Source organism: Pantoea sp. Morm (assembly GCF_016643525.1).
Lineage (GTDB): Bacteria > Pseudomonadota > Gammaproteobacteria > Enterobacterales > Enterobacteriaceae > Pantoea > Pantoea dispersa.
Genome location: NZ_VOQX01000001.1, coordinates 13,605 through 28,931, shown reverse-complemented (window position 1 = coordinate 28,931; position 15,327 = coordinate 13,605). Strand labels below are relative to the sequence as shown.

The 15,327-nt window shown below is 55.7% G+C and carries 15 protein-coding genes; 7 read left to right on the top strand and 8 right to left on the bottom strand.

Annotation, left to right across the window (positions count from 1 at the left end):
• Nucleotides 1-44: 44 nt before the first annotated feature.
• The 3 genes from FT726_RS00145 to soxR all read right to left on the bottom strand — a co-directional run bounded on the left by FT726_RS00145 (nt 45) and on the right by soxR (nt 2,938).
• Nucleotides 45-1,394 (bottom strand): NCS2 family permease, encoded by a 1,350-nt coding sequence (locus FT726_RS00145; RefSeq protein ID WP_058757550.1) that lies wholly within the window; start codon nt 1,392-1,394, stop codon nt 45-47.
• A gap of 355 nt (nt 1,395-1,749) precedes the next feature.
• Complete coding sequence (locus tag FT726_RS00140; RefSeq protein ID WP_346302287.1) at nt 1,750-2,418, bottom strand: glutathione S-transferase; 669 nt, start codon at nt 2,416-2,418, stop codon at nt 1,750-1,752.
• Between the two features lie 43 nt (nt 2,419-2,461).
• Nucleotides 2,462-2,938: a redox-sensitive transcriptional activator SoxR gene (gene soxR / locus FT726_RS00135; protein ID WP_021507832.1), complete on the bottom strand. Its 477-nt coding sequence runs from the start codon at nt 2,936-2,938 to the stop codon at nt 2,462-2,464.
• A 99-nt stretch (nt 2,939-3,037) separates the two neighbouring features.
• On the opposite strand from soxR, the gene soxS reads away from it, so the two are divergent.
• Nucleotides 3,038-3,466 carry a superoxide response transcriptional regulator SoxS gene (gene soxS / locus FT726_RS00130; RefSeq protein ID WP_058757551.1) on the top strand — a complete coding sequence of 143 codons (429 nt, stop codon included), beginning with the start codon at nt 3,038-3,040 and terminating at the stop codon, nt 3,464-3,466.
• Nucleotides 3,467-3,710: 244 nt separating this feature from the next.
• Nucleotides 3,711-3,992, top strand: a complete 282-nt coding sequence (locus tag FT726_RS00125; RefSeq protein ID WP_010618515.1) for a YjcB family protein — start codon at nt 3,711-3,713, stop codon at nt 3,990-3,992.
• Between the two features lie 54 nt (nt 3,993-4,046).
• On the opposite strand, the gene FT726_RS00120 is transcribed toward FT726_RS00125, so the two are convergent.
• Both FT726_RS00120 and FT726_RS00115 read right to left on the bottom strand, forming a co-directional pair.
• The gene (locus FT726_RS00120) at nt 4,047-4,997 is read right to left on the bottom strand and encodes an ATP-grasp fold amidoligase family protein (protein WP_031279756.1); all 951 of its coding nucleotides are present in this window, start codon (nt 4,995-4,997) and stop codon (nt 4,047-4,049) included.
• An 8-nt stretch (nt 4,998-5,005) separates the two neighbouring features.
• Complete coding sequence (locus FT726_RS00115) at nt 5,006-6,262, bottom strand: polysaccharide biosynthesis C-terminal domain-containing protein (RefSeq protein ID WP_058757552.1); 1,257 nt, start codon at nt 6,260-6,262, stop codon at nt 5,006-5,008.
• Between the two features lie 527 nt (nt 6,263-6,789).
• On the opposite strand from FT726_RS00115, the gene FT726_RS00110 reads away from it, so the two are divergent.
• Entirely contained in the window at nt 6,790-7,185 is a 396-nt protein-coding gene (locus FT726_RS00110) for a transposase (protein WP_031279757.1), read from the top strand.
• 909 nt (nt 7,186-8,094) lie between these two features.
• On the opposite strand, the gene FT726_RS00105 is transcribed toward FT726_RS00110, so the two are convergent.
• Both FT726_RS00105 and FT726_RS00100 read right to left on the bottom strand, forming a co-directional pair.
• Nucleotides 8,095-9,048, bottom strand: a complete 954-nt coding sequence (locus FT726_RS00105; protein ID WP_288425008.1) for a DMT family transporter — start codon at nt 9,046-9,048, stop codon at nt 8,095-8,097.
• Between the two features lie 72 nt (nt 9,049-9,120).
• Entirely contained in the window at nt 9,121-9,951 is an 831-nt protein-coding gene (locus FT726_RS00100) for an AraC family transcriptional regulator (RefSeq protein ID WP_058757554.1), read from the bottom strand.
• 126 nt (nt 9,952-10,077) lie between these two features.
• Here FT726_RS00100 and FT726_RS00095 point away from each other — a divergent pair, with 126 nt between their 5' ends.
• The 3 genes from FT726_RS00095 to FT726_RS00085 all read left to right on the top strand — a co-directional run bounded on the left by FT726_RS00095 (nt 10,078) and on the right by FT726_RS00085 (nt 11,583).
• Nucleotides 10,078-10,605, top strand: a complete 528-nt coding sequence (locus FT726_RS00095) for an isochorismatase family protein (protein WP_150059150.1) — start codon at nt 10,078-10,080, stop codon at nt 10,603-10,605.
• A 73-nt stretch (nt 10,606-10,678) separates the two neighbouring features.
• Nucleotides 10,679-11,122, top strand: a complete 444-nt coding sequence (locus FT726_RS00090; RefSeq protein ID WP_141496166.1) for an antitoxin Xre/MbcA/ParS toxin-binding domain-containing protein — start codon at nt 10,679-10,681, stop codon at nt 11,120-11,122.
• Nucleotides 11,119-11,583: an RES family NAD+ phosphorylase gene (locus FT726_RS00085; RefSeq protein ID WP_088515717.1), complete on the top strand. Its 465-nt coding sequence runs from the start codon at nt 11,119-11,121 to the stop codon at nt 11,581-11,583. The genes FT726_RS00090 and FT726_RS00085 overlap by 4 nt, the downstream gene beginning before the upstream one ends.
• A 51-nt stretch (nt 11,584-11,634) precedes the next feature.
• On the opposite strand, the gene ssb1 is transcribed toward FT726_RS00085, so the two are convergent.
• Nucleotides 11,635-12,177 carry a single-stranded DNA-binding protein SSB1 gene (gene ssb1 / locus FT726_RS00080; RefSeq protein WP_021507842.1) on the bottom strand — a complete coding sequence of 181 codons (543 nt, stop codon included), beginning with the start codon at nt 12,175-12,177 and terminating at the stop codon, nt 11,635-11,637.
• Between the two features lie 221 nt (nt 12,178-12,398).
• On the opposite strand from ssb1, the gene uvrA reads away from it, so the two are divergent.
• Nucleotides 12,399-15,227: an excinuclease ABC subunit UvrA gene (uvrA, locus tag FT726_RS00075; protein ID WP_150059149.1), complete on the top strand. Its 2,829-nt coding sequence runs from the start codon at nt 12,399-12,401 to the stop codon at nt 15,225-15,227.
• Nucleotides 15,228-15,327 lie beyond the last annotated feature (100 nt).

Below are 15,327 nucleotides of genomic sequence, written 5' to 3'. Positions count from 1 at the left end.
GTGTGCGATAAAGAGAATAATCCGGACTGACGCCCGGATTGCGGTCAGATAGCCCAGCCGCCCGCGTAGAACGCCACCAGCGCCACAGCAATCACCACCGTGCCAGCGTTGAGCTTGCGCCACTCGCCGGCAAACAGGCGGCCAATCACCAGCGCGGCAAAGCCGAGCATGATGCCGGTGACGATGTTGCAGGTCAGTACGATGAATACCGCCGTCAGCAGGCCAGACATCGCATCGACGAAATCATTGAAGTCGATTTTGGCCACGTTGCTCAGCATCAGCAGGCCGACATACATCAGCGCGGGTGCGGTGGCATAGGCCGGAACCAGATAAGCCAGCGGCGACATAAACAGAATCAGCAGGAACAACAGACCCACGACAATCGCCGTCAGGCCGGTTTTACCGCCGGCGGCAGTACCCGCAGCGGACTCGATATACACTGCGGCGGGCGAGGCACCCACCAGTCCGGCAAACAGGCTGCTGATAGAGTCAGTGGTCAGCGCGCGACCGCCATTGATAATCTGGCCCTCTTTATCCAGCAGGTTCGCCTGCCCGGCCACCGCACGAATGGTGCCGGTGGCGTCAAACACCGCGGTCATCACCAGCGCCAGCACGCTCGGTAACACCACCGGCTGCAGCGCACCCATGATATCCAGGCTAAACATTGCCGACTGGCCGCTGGCATCACGCAGGCTTGGCATGGCAAACAGCCCCTGCCACTTTACCGCCGGGTCGAAAATCAGCCCAAGCAGCGAAATCGCAATGATGGTCAGCAGAATGCCGCCCGGTACCCGCCGTTTTTCCAGACCAAAAATCGCCGCCAGCCCGATCAGCGCCATGATCACCGGGAAAGAGGTGAAGTGACCAAGCGCCACCGGCAGGCCTGCCGCCGGGTTTTTTACCACCAGACCAATGCCATCGGCGGCAATCAGCAGCAGAAACAGGCCGATACCGACGCCGGTGCCGTGCGCCACGCCCATCGGCAGGTTACGCAGAATCCACGCGCGAATGCCGGTCACGGAAATTAGCGTGAACAGCAGGCCCATCAGGAAGACCGCGCCCAGCGCCACCGGCACGCTAATGTGCTGGCCCAGTACCAGGCTGAACGCGGTAAAAGCGGTCAGGGAGATGGCACAACCAATCGCCATCGGCAGGTTGGCCCACAGTCCCATGATGAGGGAGCCAAAGCTGGCCACCAGACAGGTAGCGACAAACACCGCCGTCGGTGAGAAGCCCGCTTTACCGAGCATGCCAGGCACCACGATGACCGAATAGACCATCGCTAAAAAGGTGGTGAGGCCAGCCAGCACTTCCTGCCGCACGCTGCTGCCGCGTGCTGAAATGTGGAACCAGGCGTCCAGTTTTCCCCTGGCCGGGCGTGATTCGCCAGACATAGTTATTCCTCTGTGTTTTTTAAGATATAGGTCACCGCGCGGCTCGCGTTTGCGCATCATCCTGGTGAAGATGTCTCAGAGAGAAAAGCAGGCAAACGATTACGTGGCCGCGTATTCCAGGTCAAAAAGGGGTGACGCGGAAAAAGGCAAACGATTATCTGGCGTTTGGGGTGGCGTTTTCAACTGCTAATCACCTGGCAGGCAGGATAATGCGCAGCTCAGGCGCAATTATGGCTGGCGTTACGCTAGCGGAAGCAGGAAATCATGGAGGAAAAATGCTGGCATTTCAGGTGGTTTGCTGCGGTGCCGCGACAGCGCGTCGCGGCATCTTGTTTCGTTGCGTTACCGCTGCGCCTCAGCCGTTATTGAACTGAATCGGGCCGCCCTGCTCCAGCGCGCGCTGCCACGCGGCCCGCTGCTGCATATTCTCCAGCCAGCGCGCCGTGGCGGGCATCTCACCCAGCGCGCCACGCATCTGCAACGCCAGCAGCGGAAAACTCATCTGCACATCGGCAATGCTGAAGCGTGAACCGGCAAAAAAGCGCTGCTGGCCCAGATGCTGCTCAATCACGCGCCCGTGGAGCGCCAGCTGCTTGTTCAGCCACGCTTTCTGAATGCCTTTACTCAGCGCCACGCCGGCCGGGCGCAGCAGCCATGGCACCGGCTTTTTGCCCAGTTGCGCAAACACCAGCTTCATCACCAGCATCGGCATCAGCGAACCTTCAGCATAGTGCAGCCAGTAGCGCGCCTGAATTTGCTCCTCTTCCTCATGCAGCGCTAGCAGATGCTCGCTGTCGTATTTCAGCTGCAGATATTCGAGGATGGCGCCCGATTCGGCGATCACCCGATTGCCATCGGTAATCACCGGCGATTTACCCAGCGGATGCACTTTCTTTAATTCGTCCGGCGCCAGCAGGGTATTTTCCCGCTGATAGCGTTTGATTTGATACGGCACCGCCAGCTCTTCCAGCAGCCACAGCACCCGATGAGAACGGGAGTTTTCCAGATGGTGAACGGTAATCATGCGCGATTCCTTGCTGCTAAGGGTTGGCATCTAGTATAGCGGATTAACGCTGCGGCTCGTCCTGTTGCGGATCGAGCAGGACCGCTCCGGAGCCCTGCTGCCCCAGACGGTCACCCGGATTGCGCAGCGGGCAGTCGCGCATCGACAGGCAGCCGCAACCAATGCAGCCGTCAAGATCGTTGCGCAGACGCGTCAGGGTTTCGATGCGTTTATCCAGTTCTTCGCGCCAGTGCTGCGTCAGCGCGTCCCACTCCTGCGTCGACATGCGCTTATTCGCCGGCACGTGCATCAGGCTGTCGCTGACCGTCGCCAGCGGAATCCCGATGCGCTGGGCAATTTTGATGATTGCCACACGGCGCAGCACATCACGGCTGTAGCGGCGCTGATTACCGCCATTGCGCGTGCTGCTGATCAAGCCTTTGCTTTCATAGAAGTGCAGCGCCGATACCGCCACGCCGCTGCGTTTCGCCACTTCGCCCGGCGTCAGCACCGGTTTTGGGTAATTGCGTTCTTTTTTCATTTAGGGCCTTTACCTCAAGTTAACTTGAGGAATTATACTCGCACCCCAGCAAAACAGCGAATTTCAAACCAGGCGATAACCTTGCAGAAGGAACAGGCTATGATGCAACAGGAAATCATCCATTCACTGACTAACTGGATCGATCAGAATCTGGATAAAACATTGTCGATTGATGAAGTGGCGGCAAAATCGGGTTACTCGAAATGGCACCTGCAGCGTATGTTCCGTACAGTTACGAAACAAACGCTGGGTGGTTATATTCGTGAACGCCGTCTCACGCTGGCCGCCGAAGCCTTGCGTCAGACGCAGCGTCCGGTATTCGACATTGCGATGCAGTACGGCTACGACTCGCAGCAGACGTTTTCGCGCGTGTTCCGCCGTCAGTTCTCGCAAACCCCTACCGCTTATCGTCACAGCATGCGTCGCCAGGCGATGGTGCAGCGTCCGCGTCTGGTCAACTTTGACTGCAGCGAAGGCATGAACAGCTTTGCCCAGCGCACCACCGGCGAGTGCTGCCCGGTACGCTGAAGTCAGTGCGCCCCACGCGGGCGCGCCTTTCCCCTCCTCCTCACCTTCCTCCAGCCCTTTCTTGGCCTGCCATACCAGGTCTAAATTTTGTTCAAATTTTCAAATCCAGTGATATAATGTGACCCAAGTCACAGATTCAAGCTGTATTAAGACGACAGAAGGGCTTCCCTGACCTCCCTTTTCTGCCGCCAGTGATGTCCGATGAATGTCAGGGATATTACTGATCTCAAGAGGTTTTTCGCCGATGGCTACGTTAACTACCAGTCTGATCGTCATGCGTTGGGAACTGCTCAGCGCGGTAATGATGTTCTTCGCCAGCACCATGAAAATTAAATTGCGTCAGAACAGCCACCACGTGATGGCGCTGATGTGCGGCGGCGTGGGCGTAGCGATGTCATGCTGGTTCGTTACCGGTCTGCTCGGCATTACGCTGAGCATGGAAAACGTGCATAACTTTATGTCCATCACCAAAGAGGCGTTTATTCAGGTGATGAGCCAGACACCAGCCGACTGGCCAATGCCGTAAACGCGGCGCATAAAAAACCCCGCTAAGCGGGGTTTTTTATTTTGCTGTGTGATTTCAAATTTTCTTCAATACGGCTGGAAGTGGTACTTCCGGCACCGTGACGTCCGATCTCTGCGTATCGCGACGATCCTGAATCCACATATCACCCATCATCTGATTAAGCCCCCGATCCAACCCGGTGACCAGCCCGGCGCCTGGCGTGAACGTCAGCTCACCGAAGTAGATCTGTTCGCCATCGATATACCAGTCCACACGCACATAATCGAAGTCGCTGGCCAGCGTTTTACTCAGCGCCAGCGCGTGCTGCAGCTGTGGCAGCAGCGGTGACACATCCAGCCCGGTATCACGGATTTTGTGATACGCCTCGTTAAGATTGTTGACGTAAAAGTTCATCGACAGCAGCGGATTACAGCGGTTGTAGATAACCTGCAGCACATATTCAAAATTGCCGTCGCGCTTGTTGAACATGTGAAACTTGTAATCGATCGGCGCGGTTTTGCCATCGCCGATGTACTTCTCCACCAGAATGCGCGGCTTAATATAGCGATAGTGAATCTCGCGCGCCTCGTTGGCGAAATCGGTCTTCAGCCAGCGCTGGCAGTCGCTGATAATTTGCTGTTTTTTCAGCGCATCCGGTTCTTCCAGCAGGATCTCGACCATGTTGGAGCCGTGATTCGGCTTGATAACCGTGTTCTTCCAGCTCGGCAGCGTATGCAGTGAGTGCGGATCGCTGGTCTCATAAACCAGCGGAATCAGATACTCACTGCCCACCTTTTCGGCAATGTACTCACGCACCGAAAACTTGTCCGACAGGCGGCCATAGCACTGGTAGTCGCCGTAGACGAATTTGCGATACAGCACTTTCTCGTTGAACACCTTCGGCTGACGCAGGTTCGGCAGCTTACGGAATTTGTGAAAGTAGTAGATGCGATCCTGGTAAGCCCAGGGCATCTTTTTGATGAAATACTGTACGCTTCTTCTGAGTTCGTCTTTCAACCTGATCATATCTGACCTCATTTGTAGGTTTTGTAGTTGAGTGAGGAAACCTGAATTTTTTGGATGACGCCGTTTTTGAAGAAGTAATTCATTACGGTCAGGGACAGTAACTCCGTGATGAAGACGCTCCAGGCGGCACCCATGATGCCGTAGCCCTGGATCAGCCACCACGACAGCGGCAGGCTGATGACCATCAGACAAATGATCTTCTTCAACAGATAGTTAAACCCGCCCTCTTTCACCATGTAGCGATAAGCGACGGTCCCCATTGCCGAAAAGCAGGTTGCTAACGACAGTAACGTAATGAGACTTCCGGACTGTGTGTACTCGTGACCATATAAAGCGATGATGATTTTTTCGCCGTACAAGGCAATCACCGCTAATAACAGCAATGAAACTCCCATGACATAGCCGTTCAGCCGCGCGGTGAGCTTGATCGCGGCTGCTCCACGCTCGCGGAAAATCTCCGAGAAGCAGGAAGTGATGATGGCAACCGGGATAAAAATCCAGGAAGCCGAAATGGTATTCGCGGCGGCGAACAGGCCAAGGTCGCGCGCTGAGGCGATGCCCGCGAGGAACATCTGTGCGGCTTTCACCTGCACCGAGATAAAGATGCTGGAGATGGCCAGCGGCAGGCCGGCATACATCAGGTAGCGCAGGTAGGTGGTGCGCTTGTCCTGCGGCGGCGCCAGATCCTGATGTTCGCGATAGAAATTGACGCGCTTGATGGCGTACGGCACCAGCGTGACGGCCACAATCGAGGCGGTGAGCCACAGTGGATTGAGGTGCAGCCAGGCGATGGTGAAGCTCATGGCAAAGCCCAGCAGCAAGCCGGCCGAGTTAGCAATGGTATTGAGCCGCGACGCCAGCCGCGCATTGTTATACACGCTGAACGTGTCCTGGGTAACAAACACCGACGAGATAAACGAGGCCAGTGCAAACGCAAGGAAGTTTTCCTGCATGTTGTACCAGACCCAAATCAACACCGGGATTGATGTCAGCAACAGCAGCACCAGGCGCATGGTCCGCGCCACGGCCATTAACCGCAGGCCTTTCGGCGCACTTTTGCTGATGCGCTTGAACAGGATGGTTTCGGTACCAAAAATCGCCACGGTTTGCACCATGGAGAACAGCGAGGTCGAAAATGCCATTTGGCCAAACACCGTTGGGCCAAAGGATTTTGCCACGTAGGAGGTCACAAATATGACGCCGAATACCGAGACGATCTTCTCAGACATCATCCAGGCGGCATTAGACATTACGCTCAATTTCATTGACTGGTCCTTAGTATTACGTACAGCAACTGCTTTTCGGTACAACGTCCTTGAAATGAATTAACAAGCGCTCAGTGGGCCTGACACAATTTAATAACTTCAAACCAGGCTGGTCCGAAAAATGAGACTCGCGTCAGAGTTTAGCGATTAAATTCAGGAAAATTCCGATTAAACCTGGTGCGAAGCCCGATGGATGTAAACGATTTCAACCCGAATTCAGGACAAAAGTTCACAGGCATATCCTGAGTTTTTTGCAAGCAGGCTATGCCGAATTTCCAATGATTGTCGTATTTTTCTACATTTGGGATGGAATGAATCTATATCAAAAACCCAGCACCAGGAAGGCGTTCAATGGCATTAAGAATAAAATAAGATTTATCCCATGATGATATTTATTCTAAATAACTTAATTTAACCCTCGCAATTCTAATCGCGCACTTTAATACTGCATTAATACCGTTTTTGCAGTACCAGATATTAATACAGTAATTCTCATCCACTAATTGATAAGAAAGGTAAGAGCATTTATGAGAAAGTCACGATATAGCGAAGAGCAAATCACAAATGCCATTAAAGCTTCTGAAACGGGAGTGAAAGTCAGGGAGATTTGTGAGGAGCTGGGCATTTCCGAGGCCACCTTCTATAGCTGGAAGAAGAAGTTCTCCGGGCTTTCTTCAGAGGAGGGTCGAAAAATCAAGGAGTTGGAGGATAAACTGCAGAACCTTACGCGCGAGCTGCAGACCCTGAGCTCCGACAAGGAGATGCTGCAAAGCGTGCTGAAAAACTTCTTCACTACGAATGAAAAGCGTCAGGCGGTCAACTTCCTGCAAACCACTTTCGACATCGGTACCCGTCGCAGCTGTCGTTTACTGGATATTAGCCGTAGCGTTTATCATTACCCTTCCGGTTCCGATAATCGCTAATACCATTGAGGCCGATGTTATATGACTTAATGCTGAGATTTGTTCTTACCAGAAGAGATGAAGATCATTAAATTCGGCATTCGCTACATAACAATTCGAACCACTTTTTCCTGATGAATGCCATCACGGAATCACTTCCTTTTTTGCGGTAAAATTGATTCACACCAGCAAAAGCCTCGCGTTTCAAGCCATTTAGACTTAGCCCAATCTCATTTCGGTGAGATTGGTGCTTAGTCTATTACTTCACGATTACTAATAATCAGACCTGATCACAGACAATTCTGTTAAGCGTTAATGAACAACACGGTGTAACCGCTCACACATTGGCTCAGTTTTAAACTGGATCTGGCCGCTGCGTTTATGATCGCTTTGGCGATCAGCGCTAGTCGGCTAACTCTTAAACCACACCAGGAATACTCCGGTTCAAAAACGTTATGATGTTTAAACTATAAAGCCGAAAAACGGTTATCCACGGTAAATACTGCGCTTAAATCCATCGTCATCTTTAATCTTTTTTTCTGGCAGCTGTTGGGAATCATTCTTAACAATGCCGGTAACGCTTAAGGCTAAGGTGGCTTCTCACGCTGGATTTTCAGTGCCACAGCCGGGTAAAAATCCGACTGGCGAAGAGTTTTTTACGCGCCAAACCGGCGAATTGTTGCCCGATATGCGCTTTTTTTATCCCACCGGAATGCTAAAAGGCAGCTAAAGTCGACCTTTTACCGTGCTGACGGCAGGGAGTTTTATAGCGGAAGAGAATGAAAACCGGGCAGCCGTAGCGCTGCTCGGTTATATAGCGTGCGCGTGGCGGCCAGTATCAGGTCACTGAGGCGGGATTATCGGCTGGTCAAATTCCTAAAATATCAGAGGAAAGCGCTGCTGAGTGGATGACTCAGCAGCAGGGCAGGGTTAAGGAAGTGCGGTCAGCCGCTGCGGTTTAATGCGCATGGCATAGATCACGCCAACGATCAGACAGCCGATACCGACGCTGGTGAGCAACGGTGGCCAGCTCTGGCGGTAAATAAAGGTCCACAGCAGGCCAGAGAGCGTTTCGAATACGATGAGCGGCCCCATCACTACCGTTGGCAAACGCTGACTGGCGGCATTCCAGCACAGCGCCGCCAGCCATGAGCAGAACAAACCAATCGCCAGCATCAGCCAGATAAAGCGCGCCGGCTGCGGGCCGAACGGCAAAGCGAAATCGGGCTGCTGCCAGTGAATCTGCAGGCTCACCAGCCCATAAAACACCAGCGCCAGCGGCAATGTCACCAGCCCCTGCGCGGTGGCCCAGCTCGACGGTTTGTGCTGAGGATGCTCGCGTAGCCAGCGCGCATTGCGCAGCGGATACCAGGTCCAGCACACCACTGCCAGCACCGCCAGCAGCAGGCCACTCAGGTAGCCCCAGAGATCAAATGCCGGCCCCTGCCCGTGCAGTTCCGCCGCGTTGACGCAGCCCAGACCGGCAGCAATGATGACCAGTGCGGGCATCAGCCGGCGCCATGGCAGGCGCCCTTCGAGATGGCCATAACAGAGATTAGCGGTGACGGTTATCACCACCGGCAGCGTGCCGATGATCATGGTGGAGACCGGTGCGCCGGTGCGCTGAATCGCGCTGGCAAGGCAGGCGTAATAGAGCAGATTGCCCACCAGCGACAGCTTCACCGCCTCCGTCCAGTCCGGGCGCGTCAGCTGTTTTAGCCGGCGCCGGCTGAGCCACGCCAGCGGCAGCACCACCAGACCAAAGGCAACATAGCGACCCGCCGATTGCAACGTGCCCGGATAATCGGGTATCAGCAGCGGCCCGACAAAAATCATGCCCCACATCAGCCCCGCCGCGAGGGCAAACACTATTCCTGCAAACATACACCTTTCCTTTATCTTTAATCCGCCACAGTGTGGCGCAGGAAAAGGTGAAAGGCTTGTAGCAGATTGCGGTTAACGTCCGCTGAACACCTGCTTTTGATAGCGTCCCGGCGTAATGCCGTAGCGATGGGCAAACGCCCGCGTCAGATGCGCCTGGTCGGTGAGGCCAACCGCCGCCGCCACGCTGGCGGCGCTCTCGCCCTGCGCCAGCCGCTGCTTGGCCTCGAACAGGCGGAAGGCCATCAGCATTTGATGGGGAGTGACGTGAAAGTGTTGTTTGAAACTGCGCAGAAAATGCCACGGCGACAGCGATACCAGCGCCGCCAGCTCTTCCAGCCGCACCGGCTCTGCCAGGTTATCGCGCAGCCAGGCTTTTACCACATCAAAGCGGTGGGCGCCTTCGCGCGGCCGCGCGACGCCCTGCTGCGCCAGCGGACGCAGCCACTCCAGCAGATCCAGCAGCGCGCCCTGCCGCTCCAGCGCGCTTTGCGCCTGCCACATCTGTGCCAGCGCGTGAGAGAAAGGTTGCGCCAGGCGCGCATCGGTGCGCAGCGCATCGCTGAACCACCAGTTGCGATCGCCGGTCAGCCGATCCATCTCCGCCGGATCGATATAGATCATGCGATAACGCCAGCCTTCAGCGCAGGCCGATTCACCGGTGTGCAGTTCATCGGGATTCATCATCACCAGCGAATGCACCGGCGCGACATAATTGGTGCCGCGGTAACGAAAGCGCTGCGCGCCGGATTCAATGGTGCCAATCCCGAAGGCTTCGTGGGTATGGGGCTCAAAAGCGTAGCGGGAGATGTGCGCCTGATAAAGCTCAATGCCCGGCAGCTCAGCAAAGTGCTGAAACTGCGCACGATCCTGCTCACAGGGAAAGACTTCGGGAACCACCGTCACCACACACCTCCATACGCTATCAGGCAGTAAGCATGCGCGGCGCGCACAAAAAAAGCAAAGCCCAATCGCTTTACGCGCCTGGCCCTTCAGCGCGACACTGGGGCCTGACCTATAAAGGAGGCGACAATGGCACAACGGGTGGTAATGGTAGTGGATATGCAAAATGGCGTGCTGGCAACGCCGCGTTACGACCGCGCCGGACGCTGCGCGCGCATTAATCAGCTGATGGCCGCCGCCGATCAGGTCATTTTTATTCAGCATAGCGGGCCGGATTTAGCCGCTGACTCCGCAGACTGGCAAATAGTCGCCGAACTGGAACAACCCGCCGGCGCGCTTTACATCACCAAAACCGCCTGCGACAGCTTCTGGCAAACCGGGCTCGCGGCGCAGCTTGAACAGCATCAGATTGAAAGCTTTGTCATTTGCGGCTGCGCCACCGATTATTGCGTCGATACCACCATCAAAGTCGGGGCCAGCCTTGGCTATCACGTCACCGTGGCGGCCGATGCCCACACCACCGCCGATCGCACACATGTGTCGGCGCAGCAGCTTATTAATCAGCACAACGAAGTGTGGGCGGATTTGATCATGCCGGGCAATCCGGTGCGGGTTAAAACCACGGAAGAATTACTGCGGGAGTGGCGCGCGCATTAAGGGTTGCGCTATTGAAATAATCTGACAAGTGTCAATAATAGAGCATGACACTTGTCTGTATGGAGTTTCTCACATGCGAGCTTATATTCCTCAGCCTGGAGCCAATGACAACACGCTGTGGCGGGTTGCAGGCCTGCCTCCACGTGGTATTGAGTTAACGCGTATGCTGGAAGCCGGTTTGCCGGTGGCCGTCATTGATGATATCCGTCACTGGTCGGCCATGACGCGCGCCGAAATCATGAAGGTCACAGGGATTAATGAACGCAACATTGCCCGTCGTAAAAGCACGGGTAAAAGTCTGTCACCCGACGAGAGTGAACGTGTCGCCCGCTTCGTCCGCGTGATGGATGCCGCCGTTCAGCTTTTTGCTGGTAATAAAGAAGAGGCCACCCAGTGGCTGAGCCGGCCGGTGAAAGGGTTAGGCAATGTTGCGCCCATCACCTTACTGACGACGGAGAGCGGTGCGCTGGATGTGCTCGATCTGATCGGCCGTCTGGAGCACGGTGTTTTCTCGTGATTTTTTATCGGCTGACGAAGAGCCAGTATGCGGCTGAAGCCTGGTCCGGTTATGGGGCAAAACAGTATGGTGGACGCTGGAATCATAAAGGCTATCCCACCGTTTATGTTGCCACGTCGGTGTCACTCGCAGCACTGGAAGTGCTGGTCCATATCGGAAGAGAGTCGGTGCTGGATGAGTACACCTTACTCAGTATCGACATCCCGGATGCAGAAGTTGCCTATCTTGCTGAAGCATTTTTGCCGCCGGACTGGCGTCATGATCCAGCGCCACTGTCGACAATGGATCTCGGCACCGGCTGGCTGCAATCCGCTGAAGGTGCCGCGCTGATGCTACCTTCCACGATTATCCCGATGGAAAACAACGCCATCCTGAACCCTCTCCATCCTGCATTTAGTGACTATCTGCCGGGTGTGAAAGCGTTACCGTTTATGTTTGATCGCCGGCTTATCAGGACATAAAAAAACCCTCGCAGAAGCGAGGGCTGGATAATGCGTGGATCGGTACGCCAATCAGAACGGGATATCGTCGTCGAAATCCATTGGTGGTTCGTTGTTCGCCGGTGCGCTCTGCTGCTGTGGACGCTGCTGCGCGCCGCCGCTGAACTGGTTGCCCCCACCCTGTGGCTGCTGCGGCTGGCCCCAGCCGTTATTGTTGCCGCCGCCCTGGCCGCCCATCGGTGCGCCACCGCCGTTGCCGCCCTGCTGACGACCACCCAGCATCTGCATGGTGCCGCCCACGTTCACGACCACTTCGGTGGTGTATTTGTCCTGACCGCTCTGGTCCTGCCATTTACGGGTGCGCAGCTGGCCTTCAATGTAGACCTGCGAACCTTTACGCAGATATTCGCCGGCGACTTCAGCCAGCTTGCCGAACAGCACGACGCGGTGCCACTCGGTGATCTCTTTGTTTTCACCGGTTTGCTTGTCGCGCCAGCTCTCTGACGTGGCCAGCGTAATGTTGGCTACCGCGCCACCATTCGGCATGTAGCGCACTTCCGGATCCTGACCCAGATTCCCGACAAGAATCACTTTGTTTACGCCACGACTGGCCATGTTGCTGTCTCCCGATGAGTTAATGCTAAAAGTCTAAGCGAAAAATTGTATCACGTCACAATGACGCTTCCCACTTTCGAGCGGGATTCCAGTTTTTCGACCGTGACAGGATAGCAAAAACACTGGATATTTATTCAGTTTATTTTTTGTGCCATAATGATGCGTTTCTGCTGGTCGTGCTGGCAAGGCATGGCGAGCGTTGCCTAATCCGGGAAAGGTGAATGGATAAGATTGAAGTCCGCGGTGCTCGCACCCATAATTTGAAGAATATCAACCTGATCATCCCACGCGACAAGCTCATTGTAGTGACCGGTCTGTCGGGTTCCGGTAAGTCTTCGCTGGCGTTTGATACGCTGTATGCCGAAGGCCAGCGCCGCTATGTTGAATCGCTTTCTGCCTATGCGCGCCAGTTTCTTTCCTTAATGGAGAAACCGGACGTAGACCACATTGAGGGGCTGTCGCCTGCCATTTCCATTGAGCAGAAATCGACGTCGCACAACCCGCGCTCGACCGTCGGCACCATCACTGAAATTCATGACTATCTGCGTCTGCTGTTTGCCCGCGTGGGTGAGCCGCGCTGTCCGGATCATAACGTCACGCTGGCGGCACAAACTGTCAGTCAGATGGTCGATCAGGTCCTGGCGCAGGAAGAGGGGCGGCGCCTGATGCTGCTGGCGCCGGTGGTAAAAGATCGCAAAGGCGAGCACACCAAAACGCTGGAAAATCTGGCGGCGCAGGGCTACATCCGCGCACGTATCGATGGCGAAGTGTGCGATTTGTCGGATCCACCCAAGCTGGAGCTGCAGAAGAAACACACCATTGAGGTGGTGATCGATCGTTTCCGCGTGCGTGACGATCTGGCGACCCGTCTGGCCGAATCCTTTGAAACGACGCTGGAACTGAGTGGCGGCACGGCGATCGTCGCGGATATGGACGATCCCGATACCGAAGAGATGCTGTTCTCGGCCAATTTTGCCTGCCCGGTGTGCGGTTACAGCATGCGTGAGCTGGAGCCGCGCCTGTTCTCGTTCAATAACCCGGCCGGTGCCTGCCCGACCTGTGACGGCCTCGGCGTTCAGCAATATTTCGATCCCGATCGCGTGGTACAAAATCCGGAGCTGTCGCTGGCCGGTGGCGCCATTCGCGGCTGGGATCGCCGTAACTTCTACTATTTCCAGATGCTGCGCTCGCTGGCGGAACATCTGGATTTCGATGTCGAAGCGCCGTTCAATAGCCTGAGCGAGAAAGCGCGCGAAGTGATTCTGTACGGCTCCGGCAAAGAGAACATTGAGTTCAAATATATCAACGATCGCGGCGATACCTCGGTGCGTCGTCATCCGTTCGAAGGCGTGCTGCATAACATGGAGCGCCGCTACAAAGAGACGGAATCCAACGCGGTGCGCGAAGAGCTGGCGAAGTTTATCAGCAACCGCGCCTGCGCCAGCTGCGAAGGGACGCGCCTGCGTCGTGAAGCGCGCCATGTGTTCGTGGAAGATACCAACCTGCCGACCATCTCGGATATGAGCATCGGCCACGCCATGGACTTCTTCCGCAATCTGAAGCTGAGCGGCCAGCGCGCCAAAATCGCCGAGAAAGTGCTGAAGGAAATTGGCGACCGTCTGAGCTTCCTGGTCAACGTCGGCCTGAATTATCTGTCGATGTCGCGTTCAGCGGAAACGCTGTCCGGCGGTGAAGCACAGCGTATTCGTCTGGCGAGCCAGATTGGTGCCGGTCTGGTTGGCGTCATGTACGTACTGGATGAACCGTCCATCGGTCTGCATCAGCGCGACAACGAGCGCCTGCTGTCGACGCTGATTCACCTGCGCGATCTCGGTAATACCGTGATCGTGGTTGAGCATGATGAAGACGCGATTCGCGCCGCTGACCATATTATTGATATCGGTCCGGGCGCTGGCGTGCACGGCGGCCAGGTGGTAGCCGAGGGCGATGTGCATGCCATCATGGCGCACGAAGATTCTCTCACCGGTCAGTTCCTCAGTGGCAAGCGTGAAATCGCGGTGCCGGCAGAGCGGGTGAAAGGCGATCCGTCCAAAGTACTGAAACTGAGCGGCGCACGCGGTAATAACCTGAAGGATGTCACGCTGACGGTTCCGGTTGGGCTGTTTACCTGTATCACCGGCGTGTCCGGTTCCGGCAAATCAACGCTGATTAACGATACGCTGTTCCCGATTGCGCAGCGCCAGTTGAATGGTGCTACCAGCGGTGAAGCTGCGCCGTATCGCGAGATCGCCGGGCTGGAGCACTTCGATAAAGTGATCGACATCGATCAGAGCCCGATCGGCCGGACGCCGCGCTCAAACCCGGCCACTTACACCGGGATTTTTACCCCGGTGCGTGAACTGTTTGCCGGCGTGCCGGAAGCGCGTTCGCGCGGCTACAATCCGGGCCGCTTCAGCTTTAACGTGCGCGGCGGCCGCTGTGAAGCCTGTCAGGGCGACGGCGTAATCAAGGTCGAAATGCACTTCCTGCCGGACATTTATGTACCGTGCGATCAGTGCAAAGGCAAACGCTATAACCGCGAAACGCTGGAGATTAAATACAAAGGCAAGAGCATTCACGAAGTGCTGGAGATGACCATCGAAGAGGCGCGTGAGTTCTTTGATGCGGTACCTGCACTGGCGCGTAAGCTGCAGACGCTGATTGATGTCGGCCTGTCGTATATTCGTCTTGGCCAGTCGGCAACCACGCTGTCCGGCGGTGAAGCGCAGCGCGTTAAGCTGGCGCGTGAGCTGTCGAAGCGCGGTACCGGTCAGACGCTGTACATTCTCGATGAACCGACCACCGGCCTGCATTTTGCCGACATCCAGCAGCTGCTGGAAGTACTGCATCAGCTGCGCGATCAGGGCAATACCATCGTGGTGATTGAGCACAACCTTGACGTGATCAAAACCGCTGACTGGATTGTCGATCTCGGTCCGGAAGGCGGCAGCGGCGGCGGTGAAATTCTGGTGGCCGGCACGCCGGAAACCGTTGCACAGTGCGAAAAATCGCATACTGCACGCTTCCTCAAGCCGATGCTGAAAAAGTAGGTTTAACGCGCCGCACCCGCTGTTGCGGCGCGTTTTTTCTGATCTCGCCACGGCTCACCGCTCCGGTTGCTTACCAGCCGGTGCTATTGTCTGAATGCCT

Excerpts from the sequence above, each read along its gene's own strand:
- FT726_RS00095 (WP_150059150.1), top strand. The coding sequence starts at position 10,078 with ATGGCACAACGGGTGGTAATGGTAGTGGATATGCAAAATGGCGTGCTG.
- FT726_RS00145 (WP_058757550.1), bottom strand. The coding sequence starts at position 1,394 with ATGTCTGGCGAATCACGCCCGGCCAGGGGAAAACTGGACGCCTGGTTC.
- FT726_RS00105 (WP_288425008.1), bottom strand. The coding sequence starts at position 9,048 with ATGTTTGCAGGAATAGTGTTTGCCCTCGCGGCGGGGCTGATGTGGGGC.
- FT726_RS00140 (WP_346302287.1), bottom strand. The coding sequence starts at position 2,418 with ATGATTACCGTTCACCATCTGGAAAACTCCCGTTCTCATCGGGTGCTG.
- soxS (WP_058757551.1), top strand. The coding sequence starts at position 3,038 with ATGATGCAACAGGAAATCATCCATTCACTGACTAACTGGATCGATCAG.
- uvrA (WP_150059149.1), top strand. The coding sequence starts at position 12,399 with ATGGATAAGATTGAAGTCCGCGGTGCTCGCACCCATAATTTGAAGAAT.
- FT726_RS00115 (WP_058757552.1), bottom strand. The coding sequence starts at position 6,262 with ATGAAATTGAGCGTAATGTCTAATGCCGCCTGGATGATGTCTGAGAAG.
- FT726_RS00120 (WP_031279756.1), bottom strand. The coding sequence starts at position 4,997 with ATGATCAGGTTGAAAGACGAACTCAGAAGAAGCGTACAGTATTTCATC.
- FT726_RS00090 (WP_141496166.1), top strand. The coding sequence starts at position 10,679 with ATGCGAGCTTATATTCCTCAGCCTGGAGCCAATGACAACACGCTGTGG.
- FT726_RS00125 (WP_010618515.1), top strand. The coding sequence starts at position 3,711 with ATGGCTACGTTAACTACCAGTCTGATCGTCATGCGTTGGGAACTGCTC.
- ssb1 (WP_021507842.1), bottom strand. The coding sequence starts at position 12,177 with ATGGCCAGTCGTGGCGTAAACAAAGTGATTCTTGTCGGGAATCTGGGT.
- soxR (WP_021507832.1), bottom strand. The coding sequence starts at position 2,938 with ATGAAAAAAGAACGCAATTACCCAAAACCGGTGCTGACGCCGGGCGAA.
- FT726_RS00110 (WP_031279757.1), top strand. The coding sequence starts at position 6,790 with ATGAGAAAGTCACGATATAGCGAAGAGCAAATCACAAATGCCATTAAA.